We start from the raw sequence: 11,755 nt of genomic DNA on the forward strand, positions 1-11,755 counted from the left end.
CTGCTCACGCTCCCGTGGCGACGAGGAGGACGGCGACCGCCAGGACGACGGAGCCGGCGAGCAGCGCGCTCACATAGGTCTGCACATTGCCGGTCTGGGCACGCCGCACGGCGGCCCCGAGCAGTCGGGGCAGCGCGGCCGCACCGCGTACGTAGGTGTCGACGACCTCGCGGTCGAGGAACTGGACGAGACTCGCTCCGGCCTGGACCGGGCGGACGAACAGCGTCGCGTACACGGCGTCCAGGTGGAAGCCGACGGCCGCGTGCCGGTGCAGCGGGCCGAGCAGCAGCCGTCCGGGATCCGCCGGGTCGGGCGCGTACGCGACGTCGCCGTAGGCGGGCTTGTGGCTGGCGATGGCCTCCGCCTCGACGAGCCCGGCGTCGCCCTCGGGATGAGCGGCGACGGCACCCAGAGGGGTCCGGGCGGCCAGTGCGCTGGTGCGCTGCCAGGCGCCGTAGGTGACGAGGACACCGACCAGGGCGAGGCCCGTGCCGAGGATCGACGTGACGAGGGTCGGGTTCAGGTCGCGGCCGTCGAACCAGTCGGGAAGCAGGCGATAGGTGAGCCCGCCGAGGGCGAGTGACGGGACGGCGAGCACCCACAGCACCACGGTCATCGTCAGCGGCTGTCTCCCGTGGTCCGGGGCCTCGGCGCCCCGCCCGCGGAAGGCCAGCAGCCACAGGCGGGTCGCGTACGCGGCGGTGAGCAGGGCCGTGAGCAGACCGGCGACGAGGACGATCCAGCCCGCGCTGCCGGGAGCGTGCGCCGTGTGGCCGGTGGCGACGTGCTCGGCGGCGCCGAGGACGGACTCCTTGGAGAAGAAGCCGCTGAACGGCGGGATCGCGGCGAGCGCGAGGAGCGCCACGGTCATCGTCCAGTAGGCGTCCGGGACACGGTCGCGCAGATGGCTCATGCGGGACATGGCGGCGAGCGAGTTGGTGCCGGCAGCGTGGATGATCACGCCGGCCGCGAGGAACAGCAGCGCCTTGAAGGCGCCGTGCGACAGGAGGTGGAAGACGGCGGCGCCGCGGTCGCCGACGGCGAGGGCGCCGGTCATGTAGCCGAGCTGGCCGATGGTCGAGTAGGCGAGGACACGCTTGATGTCGTCCTGGGCGAGCGCGGCGAGGGCGGAGCCGGCCATCGTGACGGCGGCCATGACGGCGAGGACGACCAGCGCGGCCGAGGAGGCCTGGAAGACGGGGAGGAGACGGGCGACGAAGTACACACCGGCGGCGACCATCGTCGCGGCGTGGATCAGCGCGGAGACGGGGGTCGGGCCGGCCATCGCGTCGGGAAGCCAGGTGTGCAGCGGGAACTGCGCCGACTTGCCCGCCACACCCGCCAGGAGCAGCAGGGCGATCAGGGTCGGGTGGTCGAGTCCGCCGCTCGCGACGGTCCCGAGCACCTTGGTGATCTGGAAGGAACCGGCGTCGGTGGCCAGCGCGAACAGGCCGATCAGGAAGGGGACGTCGCCGAGCTTGGTGACCAGGAAGGCCTTGATGGAGGCGGCGCGGGCCTCCGGGGTCTCCCAGTAGTGGCCGACCAGGAAGTAGGAGCAGATGCCCATGACTTCCCAGCCGACCAGCAGCACGATCAGGTCGCCGGAGTAGACGACCAGGAACATCGCGGAGGTGAACAGGGAGACGAGGGCGGCGTACGAGGGGTAGCGGGGGTCGTCCCGCAGGTAGCCGGTCGAGTAGACCTGCACGCAGGTGGCGACGACGCCGACCAGTACGGCGACGAGCGCGGCGAAGCCGTCGATGTAGAGGGCCAGCTCGATCGGGATCGAGCCGGTCGGCGTGAGCTCGGTGTGGGCGGTGATGGCCGTGCCTGCGCCCTGGCGCACGGCTACCAGCACGGCCAGCACCAGCGAGGCGAAGGTCGGCAGGACCGCGAGCGGGCGGACGAAGCCGGGGGCCGTGCGGCCCAGCAGCAGGCCGGCCGCGGCACCGAGGAACGGCAGGAGGGGAACGAGGACGGCGAGGGTGGTCGTGGTCACGCGGTGGCCTCAGCCTTCTCGGCCGCGGGGGCGTCGCTGTCGAGGCCGTCGGGCTCGCGCCCCTCGGCGGTGTCGCGGAGCCTGTCGATGTCGGAAGTGCCGCGGTTGCGGTAGACCGCCAGGACGATCGCCAGGCCGATGCCGATCTCGGCGGCGGCGATGGCGATGGTGAACAGGGTCAGGGCCTGGCCGGAGTGCAGGGTCTCCTGGGCGGCCTTGCTGAGCCAGACGTCGAAGGCGACCAGGTTGAGGTTGACGGCGTTGAGCATGAGCTCGACGGACATCAGGACCAGGATCGCGTTGCGCCGGGCGAGGACGCCGTACAGGCCGGTGCAGAAGAGGAGGGCGGAGAGCACGGCGGGATAGGCGAGGTGCATCAGCGGACACCTTCCTTGGCTGCCTGGCCGCCGCGGGTGCCGGGGACCTGCCCGCCCGCCGGGGTGGTGGCGTCCGCCTTCGCCTTGCGGGACAGGACGATCGCGCCGACCAGGGCGGCGAGGAGGAGGACGGAGAGGGCCTCGAAGGGGAGGACCCAGTTCTGGAAGAGGCTCTCGCCGGTGACCTTCGTCGACCCTGCGGCGGCGCCGCTCAGGTCGATCCAGGTCGTGCGGAAGGCGTCGACGACCACCCAGACCAGGGCGGCCGCGGCGGCGACCGCCACGGTGAGGGCGGCCCAGCGGTTGCCGGAGTCGGCGTCCGGGGAGCGGCCGATGGGGGCCCTGGTGAGCATCAGACCGAAGAGAAGGAGGACGACGACGGAACCGACGTAGATGAGGACCTGCACCCAGGCGATGAACTCGGCGGTGAGCAGGAGGTACTCGACGGCCAGGCCGCCGAGGGTGACGACGAGCCACAGGGCGGCGTGCACCAGTTGCCGGGTGGTGACGGTGACGAGCGCGGCGCCGAAGGTGACCAGGCCGACGAGGAGGAAGGCGATCTCGACACCGTTCGGGGAGAGGAAGCCGTGGGTTGAGGCGGCGAGGCTCACGCGTCCCCCTCCTGAGGCTCGGCCTGCGCTGCCGCGAGCTTCTCCGCGGTCTTGCGGGCGGCGGAGAGTTCTTTCGGCTCCTCCGCGCCGGGGTCGAGGGCCGGCGGGGCCGGGACGGTCCACATCCACTCGCGAAGCTTGTCGCGCTCGTGGGTGAGTTCGCGGATGTCGGTCTCGGCGTACTCGAACTCCGGGGACCAGAACAGGGCGTCGAAGGGACAGACCTCGATGCAGATACCGCAGTACATGCACAGGGAGAAGTCGATGGCGAAGCGGTCGAGGACGTTGCGGCTGCGCTCGCGGCCGCCAGGGGCCGCCGCCGGGACCGTCTCCTTGTGGGAGTCGATGTAGATGCACCAGTCCGGGCACTCGCGGGCGCACAGCATGCAGACCGTGCAGTTCTCCTCGAACAGGCCGATGACGCCACGGGTGCGGGGCGGGAGGTCGGGCTGGACGTCCGGGTACTGAGCGGTGACCGTCTTCTTCGTCATCGTGCGGAGGGTGACGGCCAGGCCTTTGGCGAGGCCGGAGCCGGGGATGGGGGCCACTACGAGATCACCACCTTGACGATGCCGGTGAGGGCGATCTGGGCGAGGGAGAGGGGGACGAGGAGGGTCCAGGAGAGCTTCTGGAGCTGGTCCTCGCGCAGGCGGGGGTAGGTGACGCGGAGCCAGATGACGACGAAGGCGAGGACCGCCGTCTTCAGGAGGGTCCAGAGCCAGCCGAGGCCGTCGGCGCCCCAGGGGCCGTGCCAGCCGCCCAGGAAGAGGACGGTGGTCAGGCCGCACAGGACGATGATCCCGGCGTACTCGGCCAGGAGGAACAGAGCGAAACGGAGGCCGGTGTACTCGGTGTACGCGCCGAAGATGATCTCCGAGTCGGCGACGGGCATGTCGAAGGGCGGCCGCTGGAGCTCCGCGAGACCGGCCACGAAGAACACGATCGCGCCGGTGATCTGCCAGGGCAGCCACCACCAGTGGAAGGCGTCGAGGATGCCCGGGAGGGAGACCGTGCCGGCCGCCATCGCCACCGAGGCGGCGGCGAGGAGCATCGGGAGTTCGTAGGCGAGGAGCTGCGCGGCGGTGCGGAGGCCGCCGAGGAGGGAGAACTTGTTGGCGCTGGCCCAGCCGGCCATGAGCGAGCCGAGGACGCCGACGCCCATCACCGCGAGCACGAAGAAGACGCCCGCGTCGAGGACCTGTCCGACCGCGCCCTCGCCAGGGCCGATCGGGATGGCGAGCAGGACGAGCAGATAGGGAAGGAGGGCGACCGCAGGGGCGAGCTGGAAGATGCGGCGGTCCGCGCCCGCCGGGACCACGTCCTCCTTCTGCGCGAACTTCACGCCGTCCGCGATGAGCTGGGCCCAGCCGTGGAAGCCGCCCGCGTACATCGGGCCGAGGCGGCCCTGCATGTGGGCCATCACCTTGTGCTCGGTCTGGCCGACGATCAAGGGGAAGGTGAGGAAGACGACGAAGACGGCCAGGAGTCGCAGGGTGACGTCGAGCGCGCCGTTCACTGCGGGCCTCCGGTGCGGTCGTCGCGGGTGCGGTCTTCAGGGGAGGGAGCGGCCGTGGGCGGCTGCTCCTCGGCGGTGGGTTTTCCGGGAGTGGGCTCGTCAGGGGCCGGCTCCTGTGGCGCCGACTCATCTGAGGCCGGCTCCGCGGGGGTCGACTCTTCGGGGGTCGACTCTTCGGAGGCCGGCTCTTCGGAAGTCGGCTTTGGGGAAGTCGGCTCTACCGGCGCGGGTGACTCGGACACCGCCTCCATGGGGCCGGGCTCCGCGAAGCCGGGCTCCGCAGGACCGGGCTCCGCAGGATCGGGCTCCGCAGGACCGGGCTTCGTGGGTGTCCCGGGTCGGTCGTCGGCGGGTTCCGCCTCAGCCTTCGGCTCCGGTTCGTCGAAGGCCGGGCGGGCGTGGTGCCAGGGAGCGTCCGAGCCGCGGGGAACGGCGGGACGTGCGGACGGCCGGGTGGTGGCACCCGGTGCTGGCGGTTCCTCCGACGCGTCACCCTGAGCGCGCTGCGAGGCAGAGCCCTCCGAGGCACTGCGCGCCCGACGCGGCCCCGCTGGAGGCGTGGCCCCCGCGGCCCCCGCCTCCGGCGCGGGCGCCTCCGTACGCTGCGAGGCAGAGCCCGCACTGGCACTCCGGGCCCGACGCGGGGCACTCGCCGGAGCAGCCCCGGCAGCCGTCTCCGCAGCTGGGGCGCCCGCAGCCGGGGCGCCCGCAGCCGAGGCCTGACTGACCGATCCCTCCGCCGCCGTACGCGCGCGCCGTACCGGCCGCTCCCCCGCGGCACCGGCACCGGCAGCGCGGGCCGGACGCTCCCCGGCACCGGCTCGGCCCGCGGCCCGGGCCGGGCGGGCCGGGGCAGGTGGGAGTTGGCCCTTGAGGGGGCCCCACTCGTTGGGGTCGGGGACGCCCGGCGGCAGCATCTGGCGGCGCTTGGGGCCGCCGTGCTCGGACTCGCCCGGTTCCTTGGCACCGGGCCAGGCCTTGGCGACGCGTGCCGCGAGGACGAAGTCCTTGCGCAGGGGGTGGCCCTCGAAGGTCTCCGGGAGGAGGAGGTGGTCCAGGGCGGGGTGGCCCTCGAAGTGGACGCCGAACATTTCGTGCGTCTCGCGTTCGTGCCAGCCCGCACCGGCGTAGACGCCGACGGCGGAGGCGAGGGCCGGGGCCTCGTGCGGGACCGTGGTGCGGAGCAGCAGGCGGCGGACCGGGGACAGGGCGACTACGTGCGCCGAGACGCGGAAGCCCGTGCCCGGTTCGTCGACCGCGCTCAGCCAGTCGAAGTAGGTGCAGGACAGGGTCGTACGGGCCGTCTCCAGGGCGGTGAGCCAGGAGGACGGCGGGACGTCCACCGTCAGGACCTCGTACGACTCCTCGGCCGTGGCCTCCGTACCGAAGAGTTCTTCGACGGGGGCGGGCAGCCAGCCGACCGTGGTCATCGCGCGGCCCCCTCGGCGGCGGGCGGCTGCACCAAGGGGCTCTGCAGCGCGGCTGCCGAAGGCCGCGGGACGCCGGTGGCGCCGTACCGCTCCTCCAGCGACTCCCTGGCGATCTTCTCCTGGAGCTTGAGGATCCCCTGGAGCAGCGCCTCGGGGCGGGGCGGGCAACCGGGGACGTAGACGTCCACCGGGATGATCTGGTCGACGCCCTTGGTGACGGAGTACGAGTCCCAGTAGGGGCCGCCGCAGTTGGAGCAGGCGCCGAAGGAGATGACGTACTTCGGTTCGGGCATCTGCTCGTACAGGCGCCTCACCGCGGGCGCCATCTTGTCCGTGACCGTGCCCGAGACGACCATGAGGTCGGCCTGGCGGGGGCCCGGAGCGAACGGGATCACGCCCATCCGGATGAAGTCGTGGCGGGCCATCGACGCGGCGATGAACTCGATCGCGCAGCAGGCGAGGCCGAAGTTGAAGACCCAGAGCGAGTAGCGGCGGCCCCAGTTCAGGACCACTTTCATGGGCTCGGGAGCCAGGCGGGCGAGCGCGCCCAGCCGCTTCGGCTCCGGGAGCAGCACCGGCTCGGCGGTCACGGGAGCGGGCGAAGGAGTCGCTTCTGGCGTCACGTCCGTCGCGTTCGTCACGTCCGTCGCGTTCGTCACGTCCATGCCAGGACCCCCTTCTTGTATGCGTAGAGAAGGCCCACGGCCAGGAAGCCGAGGAAGATGAACATCTCCACGAGCGTGGTCGCGCCGTAGCCGGGGGCGGCGAAGACCGTCGCCCAGGGGAACAGGAAGACCGAGTCGATCGCGAAGATCACGTACAGGAAGGCGTAGACGTAGTAGCGGACCTGGGTGTGTGCCCAGCCCTCACCTACAGGGTCCACGCCGCACTCGTATGTCAGCAGTTTCTCTGGCGTGGGGACGACCGGCCGCAGCAGCCGTCCCGCGCCGAAGGCGACCCCGACGAAGAGCACGCCCATAAGAGCAAGCAGTCCTACGACCGAATAGGACTGGAAGTAGTCCGCCGCGACGGCGGTCGAGCCCCCCAACGTCTCCCGCAACGTCCGCCCCTTCGCTCCCTGACCTGGTGACCCCAGTTAACTCTTGATTCGACGATCTGTACGCACGGGAGTCTAGGCCCTGATAAAGAGACCGTAAGCAGCCTGTCACTGCATGAGACAGCAGGGTGGGGTTTTCCCCAGGAGACCGCGGCGGCGAACTTCATGGCGCCATCGCTCGGCGCACGGCACGCTAACCGGTATGACCGCTGCCTCCCCCTCCGCCGGCATCGCGCGCGCCGACGGCGACGAACACCTGCCACCGGCCCGTTTCGCCTACGACGCACAGACCTGGAAGGAGATCGCGCATCTCCTGGTGAACCTGCCGGTGGCGCTGTTCGGCTTCTGGTACGTAGTCACCGCGGTGTTCGTCAGCGGCATGCTGACGCTCACCGTGGTCGGCTTCCCGCTGCTCGCGGCCGTGCTGCTGGGTGCGCGGCGGCTGGGGAAGCTGGAGCGGGCGCGGGCCCGGCGGCTGCTCGGGGTGCGGGTGGAGGAGCCGAGCCCGTTGCCGCTCGCCAGGAGCGGCGGGCTGCTGCAGCGGCTGTGGATGGCGCTGAAGGACCCGGTGGGCTGGCGGACGCTGCTGTACGACCTCATCCGGCTGCCGTGGGGCATCCTCACGTTCGTCACCGTGGTGACCGGGCTGTTCGTGCTGTGGCCGGTGCTGCCGTTCGTCGTGCGGGGCCTGGCGAACGTGGACCGGGTGATGGTGCGCGGGCTGCTGTCGCCCTCCGACGAGCTGGAACGCCGTATCGCCGAACTGGAGTCCGATCGCGGGGTCGTGGTGGACACGGCGGCCGCCGACCTGCGGCGCATCGAGCGCGATCTGCACGACGGGGCACAGGCCCGCTTGGTCAACCTGGCGATGGGGCTGGGCCTGGCCAAGGAGAAGCTGCTCGAGGACCCCGATTCGGCCGCGGTGATGGTCGAGGAGGCGCACGGCGAGGTGAAGCTGGCGCTGCAGGAGCTGCGGGACCTGGCACGCGGCATCCATCCGGCCGTGCTCACGGACCGCGGGCTGGACGCGGCGCTCTCCTCGGTCGCCTCCCGTTGCACCGTGCCGGTGAAGGTCACGGCCGACCTGGAGTCGAGGCCGGCCGCCGCGATCGAGGGCATCGCCTACTTCACGGTCTCCGAGCTGCTGCAGAACATCAGCAAGCACAGCGGGGCGAGGTCCGCCTCGGTCGACGTGTGGCGGACGGACGAACGGCTGCTCATACAGGTGTGGGACGACGGCCGCGGAGGCGCGCGCCTGGACGGCGGTAGCGGTATGCGCGGCCTGGCGGAGCGGCTGGGCGCCGTCGACGGGCTGTTCGTCGTCGATTCCCCGCCCGGCGGCCCGACCACGGTCACCGCCGAGCTGCCCTGGCGGGACCGGACGGAGGCCCCCCGGAAGAGGTAGGGAAAACCCCCCGGGCAAGAGGCCGACGGCCTCCATGGTGCGCGGACCTGCGACGCAGCAGTGTGGGGGTACGGCAAGACAGCCGCCGGACGAGGAGAACGGACGACGCCGATGGCGACGGAGTACGGGCAGGAGTACGGGCAGGAGTACGGGCACTACAGCGGGCCCGGTCTCCGGGACGCGGACGAGGGGGAGCGACGGCACGGGCTGCCCGCCGTGCTGCGGGCGCCGTTCGAGGCCCGCAGCTGGCGCGAGTTCGGCTACGTCCTGCTCAGCTTCCCGATCAGCATCCTGCTGTTCGTGTTCGCTGTGACGACGATGTCGCTCGGGGTGGGCCTGCTGCTGAGCTTCCTCGGGATTCCGGTGCTGGCGGCCGCGCTGGCCGGGTGCCGCGGCTTCGGGGCGCTGGAGCGGGCGCGGGCACGCGGGCTGCTCCGCCTGGAGGTGGCCGCCCCGGAGCCGCTGCGGGTGCGCAAGCCGGGCGCGCTGGCCTGGATGGGCGCGATGCTGAAGAGCGGCACGTCGTGGCGGCACCTGCTGTACACGGTGCTGCAGTTCCCGTGGGCGGTGTTCTCGTTCGTCGTCGCGGTGAACTTCTGGACGCTCGGCTGGGCGCTGCTGACGTACCCGCTGTGGTTCTGGGTCTACCCCGTGTACGCCGGCCAGGGCGGCTTTCAGCTGTACGGCGACGAGACCCACAGCATGTACCTCGACAACCCCTTCGAGATCACCGTCACCGCGCTGGTCGGACTCCTGTTCACCCTCGCCACGCCGTGGATCGTGCGGGCGCTGACGCTGGTGGACCGGCTGCTGGTGCAGGAGCTGCTCGGGCCGTCACGGCTGGCGACGCGGGTGGTGGAGCTGGAGTCGGACCGGGGGGTCGTGGTCGACACGGCGGCCGCCGACCTGCGGCGCATCGAGCGGGATCTCCATGACGGGGCGCAGGCCCGCCTGGTGGCGCTGGCCATGGATCTGGGGCTGGCGAAGGAGAAGCTGACGGAGGACCCGCGGTCGGCGGCACAGATGGTCGACGAGGCGCACGGCGAGGTGAAACTGGCGCTGCAGGAGCTGCGGGACCTGGCACGCGGCATCCATCCGGCCGTGCTCACGGACCGCGGGCTGGACGCGGCGCTCTCCTCGGTCGCCTCCCGTTGCACCGTGCCGGTACAGGTCGAGGTCGACCTCGCGCAGCGGCCGGCGCCGGCCATCGAAGGAATCGCCTACTTCACCGTCTCCGAGCTGCTGCAGAACATCAGCAAGCACTCCCGGGCCCGCCGGGCCACGGTGGACGTGTGGCAGTCGGACAACCGGCTGATGCTTCAGGTCGTGGACGACGGGGTGGGCGGAGCCGACGTCTCCGCGGGCTCGGGACTGGCGGGGCTGGCCGAGCGGCTGGACGCGGTGGACGGGATCCTGGTGGTGGATTCCCCGTCGGGCGGTCCCACCCGGGTCACGGCGGAGCTGCCCTGGCGGCGCTGACCGGGCGCGGCCGCGCGGCCTGATCCCTCCCCCTGTCCCCGTCCCTGTCCCTGTCCCCGTCCCTGTCCCTGTCCCCGTCCCTGTCCCCGTCCCTGTCCCCGTCCCCGTCCCTGTCCCTGTCCCTGTCCCTCCGGCCCATGGTCCTGACGTCTCGGGGCGGCCAGGCCGCGTCCGAATGATCGAGAACAAGCCGTCCAGGGCACGGAACCTGACATGCCGTGCCCCGATTCCCGTTGCCCGGGCGCCGTCCGGTCCGAATGCTGGAATGCTGGACTTTCGTTCGGCAGGGCTCGGAAAAGGGTGCGGGAGAAAGACGGGTTGTGGGGGGCCGGGAGATCGTGGAGGACAGGGTGCGCGTGGTCATCGCCGAGGACTCAGTGCTGCTCAGGGAGGGCCTGACCCGGTTGCTGACCGATCGCGGGCACGAGGTCGTCGGCGGGGTCGGGGACGCGGAGGCGCTGATCAAGACCATCGCGGACCTGGACGCACAGGACATGCTGCCCGACGTCGTCGTGGCGGACGTACGGATGCCGCCGACGCACACCGACGAGGGGGTGCGGGCCGCGGTGCGGCTGCGCAAGGCGCATCCCGGTCTCGGTGTGCTGGTGCTGTCGCAGTACGTGGAGGAGCGGTACGCCACCGAACTGCTGGCCGGTTCCAGCCGCGGCGTCGGCTATCTGCTCAAGGACCGGGTCGCCGAGGTGCGGGAGTTCGTCGACGCGGTGGTGCGGGTGGCGCGGGGCGGTACGGCCCTGGACCCGGAGGTGGTCGCCCAGTTGCTCGGGCGCAGCCGCAAGCAGGACGTGCTCGCGGGTCTCACCCCGCGGGAACGGGAGGTCCTGGGGCTGATGGCCGAGGGGCGGACGAACTCGGCGGTCGCCAAGCAGCTGGTGGTCAGTGACGGGGCCGTGGAGAAGCACGTCAGCAACATCTTCCTGAAGTTGGGCCTGTCGCCGAGCGACGGGGACCACCGGCGTGTTCTGGCCGTCCTCACCTACTTGAACTCCTGATGGCCCGACACTGTGTCTGCGTAGTCCCGAACGAGAACCGAGCGACAAGCGGGGAGCGTCTCTAGAAAAAGCCCCGGGGGGCGGGAAATCATGACAAGTCAGGGCGACGAGTCGTCTCAAAATGCCGTCCATCATGCGAACGGCCGAGGGAAGGCGACCCTAACCGACGTAGGGTTGATCCTGGCAGGGTCCGTGGGACGACCACGCCCGGACAGCCGCCTCGAAGGAGGTCCAGTTCAGTGACCAGCCAGGTCAGCAGCCCAGCGGAGCACGCCGACGAAGCCGTCGTGGGAGAACAGCGCAAACCGGGTGGTGCGAAGGGCGTCAAGCGCCTCGACCGGGTGATCATCCGGTTCGCGGGGGACTCGGGTGACGGTATGCAGCTCACCGGTGACCGGTTCACGTCGGAGACGGCGTCCTTCGGCAACGACCTCTCGACGCTCCCGAATTTTCCCGCCGAGATCAGGGCTCCCGCAGGCACTCTGCCGGGTGTCTCGTCGTTCCAGCTGCACTTCGCCGACCACGACATCCTGACTCCGGGCGACGCGCCGAACGTGCTGGTCGCGATGAACCCGGCGGCGCTGAAGGCGAACATCGGTGATCTGCCGCGCGGCGCGGAGATCATCGTGAACACGGACGAGTTCACCAAGCGGGCCATGCAGAAGGTCGGCTACGAGACCAGCCCGCTGGAGGACGGCTCCCTCGACGGGTACAGCCTGCACCCGGTGCCGTTGACGACGCTGACGGTGGAGGCGCTGAAGGAGTTCGACCTGTCCCGCAAGGAGGCCGAGCGCAGCAAGAACATGTTCGCGCTGGGTCTGCTGAGCTGGATGTACCACCGTCCGACGGAGGGGACGGAGAAGTTCCTGAA

12 protein-coding genes are annotated in these 11,755 nt (G+C 71.2%); 4 read left to right on the plus strand and 8 right to left on the minus strand.

The features are described from left to right. Window positions 1-4: 4 nt before the first annotated feature. The 8 genes from ACIPSA_RS10885 to ACIPSA_RS10920 are packed head-to-tail and all read right to left on the minus strand — an operon-like array spanning window position 5 to window position 6,993. A complete protein-coding gene (locus ACIPSA_RS10885) occupies window positions 5-1,999 on the minus strand; it encodes an NADH-quinone oxidoreductase subunit L (RefSeq protein WP_402631603.1) in 1,995 nt (664 codons plus the stop codon). Then, window positions 1,996-2,376 carry an NADH-quinone oxidoreductase subunit NuoK gene (gene nuoK, locus ACIPSA_RS10890; RefSeq protein WP_402631606.1) on the minus strand — a complete coding sequence of 127 codons (381 nt, stop codon included), beginning with the start codon at window positions 2,374-2,376 and terminating at the stop codon, window positions 1,996-1,998. The genes ACIPSA_RS10885 and nuoK overlap by 4 nt, the downstream gene beginning before the upstream one ends. Continuing rightward, window positions 2,376-2,987 (minus strand): NADH-quinone oxidoreductase subunit J, encoded by a 612-nt coding sequence (locus ACIPSA_RS10895; protein ID WP_402631609.1) that lies wholly within the window; start codon window positions 2,985-2,987, stop codon window positions 2,376-2,378. Before ACIPSA_RS10895 ends, nuoK begins: the two co-directional genes overlap by 1 nt. Continuing rightward, complete coding sequence (locus tag ACIPSA_RS10900; RefSeq protein ID WP_402631612.1) at window positions 2,984-3,535, minus strand: NuoI/complex I 23 kDa subunit family protein; 552 nt, start codon at window positions 3,533-3,535, stop codon at window positions 2,984-2,986. Before ACIPSA_RS10900 ends, ACIPSA_RS10895 begins: the two co-directional genes overlap by 4 nt. After that, entirely contained in the window at window positions 3,535-4,503 is a 969-nt protein-coding gene (locus tag ACIPSA_RS10905; RefSeq protein WP_402631615.1) for an NADH-quinone oxidoreductase subunit H, read from the minus strand. Before ACIPSA_RS10905 ends, ACIPSA_RS10900 begins: the two co-directional genes overlap by 1 nt. After that, window positions 4,500-5,933, minus strand: a complete 1,434-nt coding sequence (locus ACIPSA_RS10910) for an NADH-quinone oxidoreductase subunit C (protein WP_402631618.1) — start codon at window positions 5,931-5,933, stop codon at window positions 4,500-4,502. Before ACIPSA_RS10910 ends, ACIPSA_RS10905 begins: the two co-directional genes overlap by 4 nt. Further along, on the minus strand, window positions 5,930-6,598 hold the full coding sequence (locus ACIPSA_RS10915) for an NADH-quinone oxidoreductase subunit B (RefSeq protein ID WP_402631621.1): 669 nt from the start codon (window positions 6,596-6,598) through the stop codon (window positions 5,930-5,932). The genes ACIPSA_RS10910 and ACIPSA_RS10915 overlap by 4 nt, the downstream gene beginning before the upstream one ends. After that, window positions 6,589-6,993 carry an NADH-quinone oxidoreductase subunit A gene (locus ACIPSA_RS10920; protein WP_402631624.1) on the minus strand — a complete coding sequence of 135 codons (405 nt, stop codon included), beginning with the start codon at window positions 6,991-6,993 and terminating at the stop codon, window positions 6,589-6,591. The genes ACIPSA_RS10915 and ACIPSA_RS10920 overlap by 10 nt, the downstream gene beginning before the upstream one ends. A 199-nt stretch (window positions 6,994-7,192) precedes the next feature. On the opposite strand from ACIPSA_RS10920, the gene ACIPSA_RS10925 reads away from it, so the two are divergent. The 4 genes from ACIPSA_RS10925 to ACIPSA_RS10940 form a co-directional block, all read left to right on the plus strand. Continuing rightward, entirely contained in the window at window positions 7,193-8,395 is a 1,203-nt protein-coding gene (locus tag ACIPSA_RS10925) for a sensor histidine kinase (protein WP_402631627.1), read from the plus strand. Between the two features lie 111 nt (window positions 8,396-8,506). Continuing rightward, entirely contained in the window at window positions 8,507-9,874 is a 1,368-nt protein-coding gene (locus tag ACIPSA_RS10930; RefSeq protein ID WP_402631630.1) for a sensor histidine kinase, read from the plus strand. Window positions 9,875-10,224: 350 nt separating this feature from the next. Continuing rightward, window positions 10,225-10,884, plus strand: a complete 660-nt coding sequence (locus ACIPSA_RS10935; RefSeq protein WP_402631772.1) for a LuxR C-terminal-related transcriptional regulator — start codon at window positions 10,225-10,227, stop codon at window positions 10,882-10,884. Between the two features lie 239 nt (window positions 10,885-11,123). After that, window positions 11,124-11,755 (plus strand): 2-oxoacid:acceptor oxidoreductase family protein (locus ACIPSA_RS10940; protein ID WP_402631633.1); only part of this gene is annotated, 632 nt, incomplete at its 3' end.

Origin of the sequence: Streptomyces sp. NPDC086549, from assembly GCF_044746205.1 — a bacterium.
Lineage (GTDB): Bacteria > Actinomycetota > Actinomycetes > Streptomycetales > Streptomycetaceae > Streptomyces.